This window comes from Acidithiobacillus sulfurivorans, assembly GCF_018853815.1.
Classification (GTDB): domain Bacteria; phylum Pseudomonadota; class Gammaproteobacteria; order Acidithiobacillales; family Acidithiobacillaceae; genus Acidithiobacillus; species Acidithiobacillus sulfurivorans.
On the sequence record NZ_JAAOMP010000116.1, the window covers coordinates 14,376 to 29,641 of the forward strand.

A 15,266-nucleotide genomic window follows, 5' to 3' on the forward strand; every position below is an offset into this window, starting at 1 on the left:
ACGGACTCCTTCAAACAAGCAACGTGCTTGGGTATACCTCAAGAATGGGGGTTTCTGTTCGATAAATCAATGGTCCTGCTGAACTTTCAACTAAGCAGATCGGGGCTAAGAGTCTGGCAGCGGCGAAAAGTTCCGGCAGTTATCGGCGATTTGTTACTTGCCCATTGCTGAACACATCATTACCCTGCAATTCTTTTCTCGGACTGATGATGGAGCCAGCATGCGCGCATTGATTTTTGACACGGAAACCACGGGGCGGGTGGAGCCCGATCTGATCGAAGCGGCCTGGCTGGCAGTCAGTGATCTCAAGACCCTGGAGGTAGATGAACAGTTCGTGCAGCGTTATCGCCCGGATAAGCCCATTGAGATGGGTGCCATGGCGGTACACCATATTCTTGAAGAAGAACTGCTGGATTGTCCTTCGGCACGGACTTTCACTTTGCCGGAAGATACGGGTTATCTGGTAGGGCATAGTATTGATTATGACTGGGGTGTGATCGGCAAACCCGATGTCAAACGCATTTGCACTTATGCGATGACCCGCAAATTGTGGCCGGAAGTGGATAGTCACTCCCAGTCGGCACTCATGTTTCATTTCAGCAAGGACCGCAAAAAAACGCGGGATAATCTGAAAAATGCCCATTCCGCCCTGGCCGATGTGAAGTTTTGCCGGATTTTGCTCAATAAGGTAATTCTGGCGGTGCGTCCTTCTTCCTGGGAAGACTTATGGGAGTTCAGTGAGCGTGCCCGTATTCCCGAAACCATGCCTTTTGGTAAGCATAAGGGCGTCAAAATTATTGATCTGCCGGATGACTACCGTAAATGGGCACTGAATAATCTGACCGATATGGACTTTTATTTGCGCAAGGCACTGGAAAGCTGAGCACGCAGTACTGCCTCCAGTAGTAGTGCTCCGCACTGGGCGGCACTATTGCCGGCGGCGATAATGCCGTCTTCATGCCCCGCCATTTGCAGTAACACCGGCAGATGAGCATTGTGGATAATGCTGCTGATGGCCTCGGCCATGGCGGGGGTCCCATACTCCGCGTCCAGAGGGGTGGCCGCCATGCCCAGTGGGGCGGCGGCCTGCCAGAGTAGCGGGCTGTGCACATGAAATACCCAATGAATGTCAGAGCGGGCGGCGTAACAGGCGGCATGGCTCAGGGCTTCGGAAGAAGGCGGCTGCGGTCCTCTGGCGCGGATTTCATTGCGCAGGATATCCCAGCCTGTCACGGTGCAGAAATTATGTGCGCTCAGGGTCGGGAGCCCCCCGGTTTGGGTGGCACTGACCAGAAAGCCCTGCGGACTGCGGCAGCTCACATTACCAAAACCGATGCCGCCATAGCGCTGTGGGTCCGCACCGATCAGCTGGCGGGCAAAAAAAACATCACGCCAGTCCTGTAAGGTGGTGATTTCGCGCTGATCAGGAGCGGTGGCCGGTGTCCAGTGCAACAGGAATTTGGTAACGCCTTCTGCGGGTGTGTGGGCTGTGCTCATGAGTTTGAGCGCCGGACAAAAATTTTCTGGAGGAGTCGGTACCAGCCGGGGAGGGTGACCGGGCCGGATGGGGCTGCATGGGCTCTGGCCACTGTCTTGCCGGGGCTGGTCGGGCGCTCGGGCAGAGCTACATCCGGCGGATATATATCTACCAGGGTGGCTCCCCAACTGCTGCGGTCATTGGCCAGACGAAAATTTTTGACCATGGGTTCACGGCGCAGCAAGGTATGTACGGTTTCGCGGAGCACGCCTTTACCCTTGCCGTGAATAATGCGAATTTCAGTAATGCCGGCAGCGCGGCAACTGCGTAAATATTCCCGAACCAGATCAGGTGCTTCCCTGGGACGAAAGGCGTGGAGATCAAGAACGCCATCTATGGCGCTTTTGAAAACCGGATCCGGCGCTTGGGTCAAAGCAGAATCCTCTCAATGCCTCCCTGTCGGGTGGCGTCAATAAAGCCTTGCTGCCACTGGCTGCCGAGAATTTTACGGGCCAGCTCCACGACAATGTAGTCCGTGTCCAGGCCGGTATCTTCCCGGTAGCGTTCCAGACCCTGCTGACAAGCCGGGCAACTGGTCAGCAGACGGACATTGTTGTCTACGGCTTTGTCACTGCCGGTCAGCTGGAAAACCCCTTCTTTCAGCACTTCTTCCTTGCGGAAACGTAACTGGGTGGCAATATCCGGACGACTGCTGGCCAGCGTTCCGGCTTCGCCACAGCAGCGCGCCGATTCCAGCACTTCCTGACCCAGCAGACGACTGACGACAGCCTGGGGTTTGTGGGTTTTCATGGGGCTATGGCAGGGGTCGTGATACAAATATTGCACGCCTGCGACGCCTTCCAGGGCAATCCCTTTTTCCATGAGATATTCATGAATATCCAGCAGGCGGCAACCGGGGAATATTTGCTGAAACTGGTATTGCAGCAGCTGATCCATGCAGGTACCGCAGGATAAAATGACTGTTTTGATGTCCAGATAATTCAGCGTATTGGCGACCCGATGGAAGAGCACCTGATTACGCACGGAAATTTCCTGCCCTTTGTCTTCCTGCCCCCCGGCTGTCTGGGGATAACCACAGCAGAGATATCCGGGTGGCAGGACGGTTTGCGCACCCACATGATGGAGCATGGCGAGTGTCGCCAGACCGATGTCGCTGAACAAGCGCTCGCTGCCGCATCCCGGAAAATAAAACACGGCGTCACTGTCGTCAGTGACCTTGGCGCTATCACGGATAATGGGCACGGTTTTGTCATCGACAATGGCCAGTAACTGGCGCATGGTCTGGGCGCCCATTTTGGTGGGCAGGGGTTTGCGTAAAAAATGAATGACTTCCGTACGCATGCTGGCCTTGCCGGTAGTCGCCGGTGGCGGGCCCTTGGGTAGCAAGGGCTTGACGATGTCATGGGCCAATGCCTGGGCCTTGAACATGGTCTGCAGAACCCATTGGCGCATGAAGTGTACCTTGCCGGGTTCGGTGGCATTCAGGTAGTTCATGGCCAGGCGGGTACTCATGTTGAAGGACTTTTCCCCACGCGCCCGAAGAATGTTGCGCATATGAATGGAGACCTTGCCGAAATCAATATCTACCGGGCAGGGCGTCATGCATTTGTGACAGGTGGTACAGTGATCGGCGACATCATTCATCGCTTCAAAATGCTGCCGCGAAACACCCCGCCGGGTTTGTTCCTCGTACAAAAAGGCCTCAATGAGCAAGCCAGTCGCCAGAATTTTATTGCGCGGCGAATAAAGCAGATTGGCCCGGGGAATGTGGGTCATGCAGACCGGTTTGCACTTGCCGCAACGCAGGCAATCCTTGATTTCCCGGTTGAGTTCGCCAAGTTCGCTGGCTTCGAGGAGCAGGGCTTCCTGTTCCACCAATTGCAGGGAGGGGGTGTAGGCATTGTCCAGACCGGAGCCTGCCAACAGTTTGCCCGGATTGAAGATGTTATCGGGATCTGCTTCGGCCTTGTAGCGGGCGAAGGCGGCTATTTTTTCCGGTTCCAGCCAGCGCATTTTGGTAATGCCAATGCCGTGTTCGCCGGAAATGACGCCACCCAGCTCCAGGGCGATGGCCATGATCCGGTCCACCACCGCGTCCGCTTCATGGAGCATGCGGTGATTACTGGATAAAACCGGGATGTTGGTGTGAATGTTGCCATCACCCGCATGCATATGCAGAGCGACGAATAAACGGGCGCGTTTGTGCTCTGCGTGAATTTCACGGGTCCGTTCGCGCAGGGCATTAAAGGCATCTCCCGCAAAAAGCGCTTCCAGGGGTCGTCCTACCCGCTCCCGATAGCTGACCCGCAAAGCGCCACGCAGGAACAAGTCTATGAGGGTTTCTTCCGGCTGCAGGGCCGGAGCGGACTGCACATCCAGCAGTTCCGGGTGCAACAGGGCGGAGTCATCCAGATGCTTGAGCAGGGATTCCCAACGTTGCCGGGTATCCTCAATCAGGGCAAGGGCCGCAGCTCTTTTGGCGGCAACAATAGCCTGATCTTCGCTGGAATCTTCATAATCTTTGGCTTTGCGGATTTCGGCCAGATCACCGTTGAAATAGGCTTCCAGAGCCGCGAGACTGCGCAATTTGCTGCTGATGGACTGTTCAATATTGATGCGTTCCACGGCGCGCGTATAAGCACCCAGTTGCTCCAGGGGGATCACCACATCTTCATTGATTTTGAAGGCGTTGGTATGGGCGGATATGGCGGCAGTGCGACTGCGGTCGGCCCAGAAGCGCCGTCGCGATTCGGGCGTGGTAGCTATGAAGCCTTCGCCGCCCCGGGCATTGGCAATGCGCACGACTGCTGCCGCCGTGGCTCCGGCCGCATCGGGATCATCGCTGGCAATGTCCGCGAGCAGGAGCATTTTGGGACGCTCGTGGCGGGGGGCCTTGTTACTGTATTTGATGGCTTTCAGATACCGGTCGTCGAGATGCTCCAGTCCGGTCAACAGAACATTTTTCTGGCTTTCCACGAAGGATTTCACTTCGACGATGGCAGGCACTGCGGCATTCAGGTCGCTTCCGTAAAACTCCAGGCAAACCGTGCGGATATGGGCGGGCATACGATGCAGCAGGAAACGTCCGGAAGTGATGATGCCATCGCAGCCTTCTTTCTGAATGCCCGGGAGTCCGCCGAGGAATTTGTCGGTCACATCCTTCCCCAGTCCAGGCTTGCGGAAGCTGGCCCCCGGCAGGGTGAGTTTTGTTGGCTCACCCAATGGCGATTTGCCATCGGCAGCAAAGCGTTTGAGCAGGAAATCCACCTGCGGTTGATCATGAATCTTGCCGAGGTTATGGTTCAGACGTTCCACTTCCAGCCAGTTACCGTCGGGGGTGACCATGCGCCAGGAGATTAAATTATCCAGGGCCGTACCCCAGAGTACCGCTTTCTTGCCGCCAGCATTCATGGCGATATTGCCGCCGATGGTGGAGGCATCCATAGAGGTGGGATCTACCGCGAATACCAGACCGGCGGCATCGGCGGCATCGGCGACGACTTTGGTGACGACGCCCGCACCCGCGATCATGCTGGGAACCGCTGTGTTCAGTCCCGCCGGAGTGTACGCTTCAATAGCCGAAGTCTGCTCCAGTTTTTCGGTGTTAATAATGGCGGTATGACGCTGGAGAGGGATGGCGCCGCCGGTATACCCGGTGCCGCCGCCGCGCGGGATGATAGCCAGACCCAACTCCCTGCAGGCGGCTACCATGCGTTGCACTTCAGATTCATCAGCGGGATAGAGCACTACAAAAGGTATTTCCACCCGCCAGTCGGAAGCGTCGGTGATATGGGCGATGCGCGCATAGGCGCTGAAATCGACATTATCCCGTGCCGTAATTTTCAGGAGACGTTTTTCCGATTTTTTGCGCAGTTGCAAATCTTCATCAAACTGCCGGGTGAAGGTTTTTACGGCTTCCCGGGTGTTATCCAATAGTCGCAATACCAGCGCATTGCCCTCGGCGCGCGCACTGATGTCGTTGAGCCGATGGGCCAGCGCATTCCACAGGGCTTCGCGTCGATGCTTATCGCGGGCAAGGTCATCCTGAATATAGGGATTACGCTCTACCACCCAGAGATCGCCCAGCACCTCAAAAAGCATACGCGCTGAACGCCCGGTGACCCGTTGTTCGCGCAGGTCTTCGAGAATACGCCAGGCTTCCTGGCCGATCAGGCGTGAGACGATTTCGCCATCGGAAAAAGACGTGTAGTTGTAGGGGATTTCGCGGAGACGTGAGTTCATAAGGGAATCATAACATTGTCAATGAGCCGGGTCTGCCCAAGATGCGCGGCCGCAAACCAGCGCGCACCGGGCCGGGCGATATTCACGGCTTGTAGCGTCTCGCTATCCCGTAATGCGAGATAATCTAAAACAAATCCTGCCTGTTCGAGACTTTCTCGACCGGCTTGGGCCAATTCTGCAACAGATGCCTGAGGGGTGCTGCGCGGTATCAGGTCGAACAGTGTGGCAGCCAGGCGAGGGGCTATCTGCCGCTCGCCAGGACTGAGCCGCACATTGCGTGAACTGTAGGCTAATCCGTCCGCTTCTCTTTGAACAGGGCCAGGAAGAATTTGTACGGTCATGTTCATGTCGGTCACCATTTGCTGAACAATCCGCAGTTGCTGATAATCTTTTTCGCCGAGGATCAGAATTTCGGGCTGAACCATCTGCAAGAGCTTGTTCACCACCGTGCAGACTCCGGCAAAATGTCCCGGACGACTGGCCCCACAAAGGGTTTTGGCCAGGCTGTGGGGCGGTATGATGATGGAAAGATCCTTTCTGCCACGCGGATACATTAACCCATCGTCCGGGGTGAACACTGTGGAGCATCCCGCTGCGTGGAGTTGCTGTAAATCCTTGTCGAGACTGCGGGGGTAATGGGCGAAATCTTCCTGCGGCCCGAACTGCAGCGGGTTGACGTAAATGCTGACCAGCACCTGTTCGGCACGAGCGGCGGCCAGGCGCACCAGAGCCAGATGACCGTCGTGCAGGTTTCCCATGGTGGGGACAAACGCCAAGGTGCCGCGCAGACTTTGGCGCCACTGACGCAAGCTGGCAATGTCCTTGAATACCGGCATGTCAGTGTGGGCGTCGGGGCGGAAAATTGCCGCTGGCCACGTCCTGAACATATTGGGCGAAGGCTTGCTGCTGCAGGTTTCCGGCTTCCAGATAACGGCGTGCGAAGGGTGGGCTTTCTGCCTCCAAACCCAGTACATCATGGGCTACCAGCACCTGAGCGTCGGTATCAGGTCCCGCACCAATGCCAATAGTGACGGCATCAATTTCTCTGCTGATTTTGGCAGCGACCTGATCGGGGACGGCTTCCATAACCACAAAGCGCGCCCCTGCTGCGCTGAGTGCAGCGGCTTCATGATGCAGACGCTGAGCCTCGGCATCGGTGCTTCCCTGGCGCTGGAAACTGCCCCACTGGCGAACGCGCTGGGGTGTCAGGCCAATATGCGCACAAATATTGATGCCGCGTTCTGCACAGAAAGCTACTGTTGCTGCCATTTCCGCTCCGCCTTCCAGTTTGATGACATCGGCCCCGGCACGCAGTAATTCACCCGCCGACTCCCAGGCCTGTTCCGGGCTTTTCTCATAACTGCCAAAGGGGAGGTCGGCAAATACCAGACATTCACCAGCGCCACGACGCACCATGCGGGTGTGATAGCACATCTGCTCCAGCGTGACGTTGAGCGTGTCCTGATCTCCACAGACGACCATTCCCAGCGAGTCTCCGACCAGAACACCGTGCATGCCCGCTGCCGCTGCAAAGCGTGCCATGGGGTAATCGTAGGCGGTTACCAGCGCCCGTTTGATGCCCTGTTGTTTGTCTTTAACCCAGCGGGAAATTTTCTTGTGCATTGTACTCCTCAAATGTCTTGCAGGTGATACTTGACCATTTTGATCAAGTTCTCATTGTGCCGCTCTTCATGGACAAAATCCAGTTCTGCGGTGTTGATTTCCAGGCAGGGCGCGGTGTAGTTGCTGCGCCAGTGCAGATAAGCCTGTTGGACTTTGGCCAGATAAGCCGTATCCAGATTTTGTTCATAGGCTCGGGCCCGGGACAGGATACGCGCTTTCAGTGTGGCGAGGGGGGCATTCAGAAAAATCAGCAAAGCGGCGCACGGGGCTTGATAATGTAGCTGCGTTTTGATTTGCTGAAACAACCGGAGTTCAGCCGCATTGAGTGTCAGCGGCGTAAATATTTCGTCTTTGCGGGCGCTGTAGTCGCTGATGATATAAGCATTGGTCAGCGCTGCTGATTGCCACTGCGCCTGGCGCTGAAGTAAAAACTGCAGTTCAGTGGCCAGTTCACCACCGGGTTGCCGATAAAAATCGGGTAGGAATGGGTTTTCTTCAGGCTTTTCAAGGATTAATTCGCCTTGAAAATGATCCGCGAGAAGACGGGCCAAGCTTGTTTTACCGGCCCCTATGGGCCCCTCAATGCTAATGATGCGCGGATGATTCATGCGCTGGCCCTGTGCATGGGTAAAGTTTCCTTGGGCATGGCCGATTCGGGCAGGCGGGTGACAGACTGGTCAGCAACGGCGGGCAGATAGTCGGCAATACATCCACACCCTGGTAAGTTCAGCGCAGGATCAAACTCCGCGAGTGGAATCAGGACAAAGGCTCTCTCGCTCATGCGCGGATGTGGAATGCGCAGTCCAGGATCATGGGAAATCAGATTGCCATGACTCAATAAATCCAGATCAAGAATACGTGGGCCCCAGAACACTTCGGCACTGCGTTGTCGGCCCGCCAGGGCTTCCAGATTTTGCAGGGCTTGCATCAAGACCTGGGCAGGCAAATGGGTTTGCAAACGGGCAACCGCATTGATGAACGCCGGTTGTTCGACGCCGCCTACCGGCTCCGTGCGATATAGATGCGAACGCCAGAGCAGCTTTGAATCCGGCAATTCTGCCAAAGCCTGGACTGCCTTCTGCACCTGTTGCACGGGCTGCGCAAGATTGCTGCCGATACTGATCCAGGCAATTACAGCGGGTTCGGAGGCAGAATGCCCTGTTTGATCAACCATTGTTGCGCATTTTCCTTGTTCGAGATTTCGCCATCCAGTTGGGCTTCCCGCAATAATTTCAATGTTTTTCCCAGAGACGGCCCGGCTTTTAGCCCCAGCGTTTGCAGTTCCTGTCCGTTGAATGGCGACGGGAGATGTCTCTGTACCTGCAAGTAAAGACGGGCGCTGTCCACAATTGTCGCGTTATCGGCATAAATCGCCATAGCCGCCAGTATGCCCGCGACCGAGACGCCTTGCCAGATGTTTGCTTTTTGACTGGGGCGCTTTGCTTTAAGCAGGGTGTCCGGCAAGCCGGACAAGACCCGGAGATCCGCCAGCAGTCGACCCCGGTCTGGACCCGGCCACTGGTCGAGACAGTGTTGAATATCGGGTAGGGGTACATCCTGCCAGATGAGGATCAGCATGGGGATAAAAATGGCCAGCGGTTCATCAGGGAACTGTGCGCGCAGCCACTGAATCTGTTCCTGACCGCGCTGCAGCAAAGTCGGCATGGTGTTGCTTGCGGGTGGCGTTGGGCGCAGCAAAAACCAGAGCTTCCAGACTGTTAACAGCGGCAATGCGCTGGGTAGTGCTTCCAGTTCCAACAGGTAGCGGAGTTCCCGCCACAATCTTGCGCCACTCAGTTGGGTAAAAATGTCTGCTTGCAGCGCTTGTTCGAGTTGCTGATGACTCTCCGGAGCTAAATCCATCTGAAAACGGGTGGCAAAGCGTAATCCCCGCAATATGCGGGTGGGATCATCCAGAAACGACCGGGAATGCAGGGTTCTGAGTAAACCGGTCTGTAAATCGGCCTGTCCATCATAAGGATCAAGCAGGATCCCGAATTGTTGAGGATCCAGCCGGATAGCCATGGCATTGACGGTGAAATCCCGGCGCGCCAGGTCGGCATGAATATTTCCGGGGCGAACCTCCGGCAGAGCAGCGGGGGCGGGGTAGTGCTCCAGTCGGCACTGGGCAAGGTCCAGAGCAACCCCTTGGCTGTCTTCCAGAATAGCCGTGCCGAACTGGGCATGAAACTGATAGTGCGCTCCATGAATCTGCGCCTTGCAAGCTTCAGCCAGCGCCCGCGTATCCCCTTCTACGGCAATATCCAGGTCGGGCGCGTAGCGCTTTAAAAACAGATCACGGACCGCACCCCCAACCAGATAGGCAGGCGTGCCCAGTTGTTGGGCGATGCGGCCAATTTGCCGCAGATGCTCCAGCCTTGCGGCTCCCCACTGATTTTCCAGCAAGGGGAGGAGATTTGCGGAGTCTGCTTCCATGGGGCGGATAGACGTACGACCTCGTCAGTCGTTGTCTGTCACTTCCTCAGTGTCTGCCGTCGTTTTTGCAGTAACAGAATCAGAACGGGGATGACGGCGACGCCGTCGTTTTGGCCGACGACTGCGGGTCGCAGGCAGCGGGCCAAGAGCTGTTTCCTGTCCACTTTCCTCTAAGCGGGCGGCTTCAATCAGGGTGCGGCGACCTTCATGATCGGCGGTCTGAAATTGTTCCCACCAGTTTCCTAATTCGGCAGCGATTTCTCCGGCTTGAATCCGTAGTAATAAAAAGTCAAAGGCCGCACGGAAGCGGGGATGAGCGAGAAGCGCATGGGGACGCCTTCCGCCTCTGCGCAAAAAGCGCGCCTGGAGATCCCAGATTTCGCGCATGGGTAGGGAAAAGCGCCGTGGTACAGCTACCCGGCCCATGCAATCCTGGAGAATATCGCTGGCCGCCTGCTGCAAGGCAATGGCAGCAGGTTTTCCTTGTTGCTCCAGCACCTGGCTTTGTTGTTGCAATACCGGCCAGAACAGGGCAGCAAACAAAAAGGCCGGCGTGACGGATTTGCCATCGTTAACCCGCTGATCGGTCCCCTCCAGGGCGCCCTGTAATAAAATCCGGGCGGGTTCGGCGTTGTCCGTATCGAGGAGGGCGTCGACTTGTGGGAATAACGCAGCAAACAGGCCATGTTGGCGGAGTAATTCAAAGCTGGACCGGGCGTCACCATTCAAAAACAGCTTGAGGGTTTCCTCAAAAAGTCGCGCAGAAGGGACTTCCTGCAAGCAGTCCCGACAGGTGCTGATGGGCGCACGGGCGGCTTCATCCAGCGTGAACCCCAGTTTTGCGGCAAAGCGCACAGCGCGTAACATGCGCACCGGATCTTCGCGATAGCGCTGTTCGGGATCCCCGATAATGCGTAAAAGGCCAGCCCGCAAATCTTCCATGCCTGTGGAGAAATCCAGAATGCCCCGATCGGCAATATTGTAATATAAGGCATTGGCGGTGAAATCCCGGCGTCGGGCATCTTCTTCCAGCGACCCGTAAACATTATCGGCCAGAATGCGTCCGCTTTCACTGCGCTCACTGGCTTCCTTCTTTTTGCCATCGGCGCCGCCCCGGAATGTCGCCACTTCAATGATTTCGCTGCCAAACTGAACATGCACCAGAATAAAGCGCCGCCCAATCAGGCGAGCATTACGCCGAAACAGTTTGCGTACCTGCTCCGGATGCGCGTCGGTGGCCACATCAAAATCCTTGGGTTCGCGACCCAAAAGCAGATCACGCACCCCCCCGCCGACCATGTAGGCCTGAAAACCCGCCCGATGCAAGCCATTCAGTACCTGCAAGGCGCCGTCGCTAATATCCCTCCGGGAGATATTATGCTCTGCTCGTGGCGTTACCTGCGCGCCAGGAATCTGCACGAGGAGCGGAATCGGTGCATCGGCAGAGCTATCCGTACTGGCCTCTGCAATATTTAACTGACTGGTTATAAAAGATTTTAAAGATACCAAGGCTGATCCCTAGCAAGGGTGGTCCGTCATTCTCGGCGACAGTGTACCTGAAAAATCGGGGAAAAGCAGTTACGCTGGAAGATGGGTATGCCTAATGCCAGTATGATCAGTTGTTAACGGAAAGCCCCACCATTTGGTTTTATGCAAATCTTCAATCTAACTGGATTTAAATAACCCAATACCCACTTGCAAAAAAAGCGGTCTGGATAAGCAGTGCAAGAGCTGAAAAAGCAAGCAATAAAAAGCATAAAACTTTTTTATCAGAATTTTGGAAGTAAATTCCTGCTGCAATAAAAATTGGGATATCTATATAGAGCAGTCTAAAGGTTGAAGAAGGTCCCTGAACTGATCCAATGAACCATATATAGCCCAATACAACCAGTAAGCTGTATATAAAAAATAAATATTCTTTGAATTTGTATAGTATCCAGGTTGAAAAAATTGCCATGATAATGCTAAAAGTATTGGTGATGTATTCGACTGATCCTTCAGGAGATTTGCCAGTAGGTTGTAAAAATAAAATGGAGCGGAAGAAGCTCCCGTAACCACCGCCGAAAATTGGGGAAAGCGTGATCAAATTAATTATACGTTCAGTAATAGATTTATACCCCCAAGCTTTTTGTACATCTATAAAAGCTAGTGCATTTCCGAAAGAGATTTGTTGATACAGCATGAAAACGATAATTCCAGAAAATGATACAAAAGCAAATAAAATAAGCTGAAAAAATTTTGAGGTGGTCAGTTTATTTTCTTTGAAAATAATTTTATTTGCATATGCTAGTGTTATTGTAGCGCTTAAAAAAACTAATAACGCTCCCCCAGCAGTGCTTATGCCTGCAGCAATCGCAGCTATGAAGTACCTTTTTTTGTTGAATGCCAAAAAAGTAATGATGACAAGTAGGTTCATGATAGAGGTTGGGTAAGCAGATACGAAAAAAGTCGCGCCTGGATAAAGTGCATAAGCAGCTGTAGCAAATAGTGATGCATTTTCATTCAATCTCGTTCTCGCTAAAGCGTGAAATGCATAGATTGATGCAACCCCAAACAACAAAGCTGGGAAAATAGTCGCAACTCCGTTTTGTAGACCAAATAATTGTTCTAAAACTTTCATGATAATAGGATACAATGGAAAAAAAGCTATATTTTGTTGGTCATTTGGGTTGCCATTATAACTGTATCCATGCTGAACAATGTCCATATACCAACCAGCATCCCAATGTATTAAAGATTGCATAATATTTGGGATTTGATCGTAAGTGGCGTTAGGTATAAAAAAATATTGACTTAACCATATCCCAGCCCAAATAGTGAACAAGAAGGTTATGACTATTTGATCAACTGGTTTTGTTTTTATTAAGTTCATTGTTAGATCTCTGCTGGTTTTTCCATGTATGGCGGACAAGATATATAGGCCGATGCTTGCTTTCTTCGTAAATTCTTCCCAGATATTCACCAATGACACCAAGCGCCATCAATTGCACACCGCCTAAGAACAGCAGAGTGACCATCATAGAAGGATATCCTTTGACATGATTTCCATAAACCAGCGTGCTGATAATCAGCCACAAAGCATAAATAAATGCCAGGCCAGAGACGATAAAACCCAGATAAGCTGCTAATTGTAGTGGCACCTGGCTGAATGAAGTAATGCCTTCGACGGCAAAATTCCAAAGTTTCCAGTAATTCCAGGTGGTTTTGCCGCTATGTCGTGGCGCACGGTGGTAGTAAATATTGGTACTGCGAAAACCTACCCAGGCGAATAGTCCTTTCATGAAACGACGGCGCTCTGGAAGGCTTTGCAAGGCATTCAGTACCGGACGCGACAAGAGCCGGAAGTCACCCGTATCAGCGGGAATATCTACAGCGCTCATCCGATTGATCACCCGGTAAAAAAAATGGGCTGAAGCGCGTTTGAACCAGGATTCCCCCTCACGGGAGAGACGCACGGCGTTGACCACATCATAACCATCGTGCCATTGGGCAAGCAGTGCAGGGATGAGCTCTGGAGGGTCCTGCAGGTCTGCATCCAGAGGAATGGCGGCATCGCCCTGGGCTGCGTCCAGACCAGCGGTTAAAGCGGCTTCTTTACCAAAATTGCGGGACAAGTCTATGACGTGAATGCGAGGGTCTTGCTGGTGCAGGGCGATCAACTGGAGGAGGGTGTCATCTGTGCTGCCATCGTTCACACAGACCATTTCCCACGGTTCTCCGCAGGCATCCATGATGCCACTCACCCGCTCATGAAGGATTTTCAGATTGCCGGATTCATTATGGCAGGGAACGATGATGGAAACGGTCATTGCATGTTTTCGTTATGGTATGGGCAGCCTGCGGCGTTACTTGCGAAAGTTAGCAGGCTAAGACCGCTTCGGTCAATTCCGAATCAATCCTGCATACTGGAAAAATGGCTTGTCATTGGCTATAGTTCGGGATGCCTTTTATCACGGGGCTGGGATGCGCACACCCGGCCCCTTTCTTGTTATAGGTGATCTATTATGCAACTGATCGGCGAAGCTCTGACCTTTGATGATATCCTGCTCGTACCTGCCCACTCTGCAGTGCTCCCCCGCAACGTCCAGATTTCAACGCAGTTGAGTCGACGCATCCGCCTCAATATTCCCTTGTTGTCGGCAGCCATGGATACGGTGACGGAAGCCGCCATGGCGATTGGACTGGCTCAGGAAGGTGGTATTGGTATTGTCCACAAAAACATGTCGCCGGATCAGCAGGCGGCTTTGGTGCGACGGGTCAAAAAATTTGAGGCCGGGGTAATCAAGGACCCTATTACTACCCGCGCTGAGGTCAGCATTCGTGAAGTGCTACAGATTATGGCTCTGCATGGCATTTCTGGGGTGCCGGTGGTGGATGGAGAACGTCTGGAAGGCATTGTGACCCACCGTGATCTGCGTTTTGAAACGCGTATGGATGCGCCAGTGAGTAGTGTGATGACCCCCAGAGACAGGTTGGTTACTGTCCCGGAAGGTACCAGTCTGGATGCGACCAAGGCGCTATTGCATCAGCATCGAATTGAAAAAATTCTGGTCGTTAATGAAGACTTTGAGTTACGCGGTCTGATTACGGTCAAAGATATTCGTAAGGCCACGGAGCATCCTCTGGCTTGTCGTGATGCCCAAGGACGCTTGCTGGTTGGCGCGGCCGTGGGTGTAGGGGAGGGCACCGATGCCCGGGTGCAGGCACTGGCAGAGGCCGGGGTTGATGTCATTATTGTGGATACGGCTCATGGCCACAGTCAGGGCGTACTGGATCGGGTGCGCTGGATCAAGGAACGTTATCCGGACGTGGATGTCATTGGCGGCAATATCGCCACTGGTGAAGCGGCGCTGGCCCTGGTGGAAGCGGGCGCGGACGGGGTGAAGGTCGGTATCGGGCCGGGCTCTATTTGTACCACCCGGATTGTGGCCGGTGTCGGTGTTCCGCAGGTAACGGCCATCAGTAATGTGGCAGATGCCCTGGCCAATACCGGCGTACCCCTGATTGCAGACGGTGGCATTCGTTTTTCGGGCGATTTTGCCAAGGCGCTGGCCGCCGGAGCCCACTCGGTGATGGTTGGCGGTTTGCTGGCGGGTACCGATGAAGCCCCCGGAGAAATCGAACTTTATCAGGGCCGCTCTTATAAAGCTTATCGCGGGATGGGTTCTTTAGGGGCTATGCAACAGGGGTCGGCCGATCGGTATTTTCAGGATGCCAGCCCGGAAGCGCCCAAGCTGGTTCCAGAGGGTGTGGAGGGACGGGTTCCCTATAAGGGGCCGGCTGGACAGGTGATTCATCAATTGCTGGGTGGATTACGTTCCAGCATGGGCTACCTGGGTGCCGAAGACTTGACCGCTTTACGCAATCGCGCCCGTTTTATCAAGATCACCCAGGCTGGCGTCCGTGAAAGTCATGTTCACGACGTCAATATTACCAAAGAAGCCCCTAACTACCGGGTGGAGTGACC

13 protein-coding genes are annotated in these 15,266 nt (G+C 54.1%); 2 read left to right on the top strand and 11 right to left on the bottom strand.

Annotated elements, in window-relative coordinates; all coding sequences use genetic code 11:
* Window positions 1–220: 220 nt before the first annotated feature.
* Window positions 221–883: a putative quorum-sensing-regulated virulence factor gene (locus HAP95_RS09715; RefSeq protein WP_215884027.1), complete on the top strand. Its 663-nt coding sequence runs from the start codon at window positions 221–223 to the stop codon at window positions 881–883.
* Here HAP95_RS09715 and HAP95_RS09720 read toward each other — a convergent pair.
* The 11 genes from HAP95_RS09720 to HAP95_RS09770 all read right to left on the bottom strand — a co-directional run bounded on the left by HAP95_RS09720 (window position 856) and on the right by HAP95_RS09770 (window position 13,608).
* Complete coding sequence (locus HAP95_RS09720) at window positions 856–1,497, bottom strand: class II aldolase/adducin family protein (protein WP_215884028.1); 642 nt, start codon at window positions 1,495–1,497, stop codon at window positions 856–858. The genes HAP95_RS09715 and HAP95_RS09720 overlap by 28 nt on opposite strands.
* Window positions 1,494–1,910: a Smr/MutS family protein gene (locus HAP95_RS09725; RefSeq protein WP_215884029.1), complete on the bottom strand. Its 417-nt coding sequence runs from the start codon at window positions 1,908–1,910 to the stop codon at window positions 1,494–1,496. Before HAP95_RS09725 ends, HAP95_RS09720 begins: the two co-directional genes overlap by 4 nt.
* Entirely contained in the window at window positions 1,907–5,740 is a 3,834-nt protein-coding gene (locus HAP95_RS09730) for a DUF3683 domain-containing protein (protein WP_215884030.1), read from the bottom strand. The genes HAP95_RS09725 and HAP95_RS09730 overlap by 4 nt, the downstream gene beginning before the upstream one ends.
* A complete protein-coding gene (panC, locus tag HAP95_RS09735) occupies window positions 5,737–6,576 on the bottom strand; it encodes a pantoate--beta-alanine ligase (protein ID WP_215884115.1) in 840 nt (279 codons plus the stop codon). Before panC ends, HAP95_RS09730 begins: the two co-directional genes overlap by 4 nt.
* 1 nt (window position 6,577) lies before the next feature.
* Window positions 6,578–7,363: a 3-methyl-2-oxobutanoate hydroxymethyltransferase gene (panB, locus tag HAP95_RS09740; RefSeq protein ID WP_215884031.1), complete on the bottom strand. Its 786-nt coding sequence runs from the start codon at window positions 7,361–7,363 to the stop codon at window positions 6,578–6,580.
* An 8-nt stretch (window positions 7,364–7,371) separates the two neighbouring features.
* On the bottom strand, window positions 7,372–7,971 hold the full coding sequence (locus tag HAP95_RS09745; protein ID WP_215884032.1) for a deoxynucleoside kinase: 600 nt from the start codon (window positions 7,969–7,971) through the stop codon (window positions 7,372–7,374).
* Complete coding sequence (gene folK, locus HAP95_RS09750) at window positions 7,968–8,537, bottom strand: 2-amino-4-hydroxy-6-hydroxymethyldihydropteridine diphosphokinase (RefSeq protein WP_215884033.1); 570 nt, start codon at window positions 8,535–8,537, stop codon at window positions 7,968–7,970. Before folK ends, HAP95_RS09745 begins: the two co-directional genes overlap by 4 nt.
* Window positions 8,495–9,799, bottom strand: coding sequence for a tRNA nucleotidyltransferase/poly(A) polymerase family protein (locus tag HAP95_RS09755; protein WP_215884034.1), 1,305 nt, complete (start codon window positions 9,797–9,799; stop codon window positions 8,495–8,497). The genes folK and HAP95_RS09755 overlap by 43 nt, the downstream gene beginning before the upstream one ends.
* 24 nt (window positions 9,800–9,823) lie before the next feature.
* The gene (gene pcnB, locus HAP95_RS09760; RefSeq protein ID WP_215884035.1) at window positions 9,824–11,308 is read right to left on the bottom strand and encodes a polynucleotide adenylyltransferase PcnB; all 1,485 of its coding nucleotides are present in this window, start codon (window positions 11,306–11,308) and stop codon (window positions 9,824–9,826) included.
* A gap of 166 nt (window positions 11,309–11,474) precedes the next feature.
* Window positions 11,475–12,671 carry a putative hexosyltransferase gene (locus tag HAP95_RS09765; protein ID WP_215884036.1) on the bottom strand — a complete coding sequence of 399 codons (1,197 nt, stop codon included), beginning with the start codon at window positions 12,669–12,671 and terminating at the stop codon, window positions 11,475–11,477.
* Window positions 12,643–13,608: a glycosyltransferase family 2 protein gene (locus tag HAP95_RS09770; protein ID WP_215884037.1), complete on the bottom strand. Its 966-nt coding sequence runs from the start codon at window positions 13,606–13,608 to the stop codon at window positions 12,643–12,645. Before HAP95_RS09770 ends, HAP95_RS09765 begins: the two co-directional genes overlap by 29 nt.
* A gap of 195 nt (window positions 13,609–13,803) precedes the next feature.
* Here HAP95_RS09770 and guaB point away from each other — a divergent pair, with 195 nt between their 5' ends.
* Window positions 13,804–15,264 (top strand): IMP dehydrogenase, encoded by a 1,461-nt coding sequence (guaB, locus tag HAP95_RS09775; RefSeq protein WP_215884038.1) that lies wholly within the window; start codon window positions 13,804–13,806, stop codon window positions 15,262–15,264.
* Window positions 15,265–15,266 lie beyond the last annotated feature (2 nt).

Excerpts from the sequence above, each read along its gene's own strand:
- panB (WP_215884031.1), bottom strand. The coding sequence starts at position 7,363 with ATGCACAAGAAAATTTCCCGCTGGGTTAAAGACAAACAACAGGGCATC.
- folK (WP_215884033.1), bottom strand. The coding sequence starts at position 8,537 with ATGGTTGATCAAACAGGGCATTCTGCCTCCGAACCCGCTGTAATTGCC.
- HAP95_RS09770 (WP_215884037.1), bottom strand. The coding sequence starts at position 13,608 with ATGACCGTTTCCATCATCGTTCCCTGCCATAATGAATCCGGCAATCTG.
- HAP95_RS09755 (WP_215884034.1), bottom strand. The coding sequence starts at position 9,799 with ATGGAAGCAGACTCCGCAAATCTCCTCCCCTTGCTGGAAAATCAGTGG.
- HAP95_RS09765 (WP_215884036.1), bottom strand. The coding sequence starts at position 12,671 with ATGAACTTAATAAAAACAAAACCAGTTGATCAAATAGTCATAACCTTC.
- HAP95_RS09715 (WP_215884027.1), top strand. The coding sequence starts at position 221 with ATGCGCGCATTGATTTTTGACACGGAAACCACGGGGCGGGTGGAGCCC.
- HAP95_RS09730 (WP_215884030.1), bottom strand. The coding sequence starts at position 5,740 with ATGAACTCACGTCTCCGCGAAATCCCCTACAACTACACGTCTTTTTCC.
- HAP95_RS09745 (WP_215884032.1), bottom strand. The coding sequence starts at position 7,971 with ATGAATCATCCGCGCATCATTAGCATTGAGGGGCCCATAGGGGCCGGT.
- panC (WP_215884115.1), bottom strand. The coding sequence starts at position 6,576 with ATGCCGGTATTCAAGGACATTGCCAGCTTGCGTCAGTGGCGCCAAAGT.
- HAP95_RS09720 (WP_215884028.1), bottom strand. The coding sequence starts at position 1,497 with ATGAGCACAGCCCACACACCCGCAGAAGGCGTTACCAAATTCCTGTTG.
- guaB (WP_215884038.1), top strand. The coding sequence starts at position 13,804 with ATGCAACTGATCGGCGAAGCTCTGACCTTTGATGATATCCTGCTCGTA.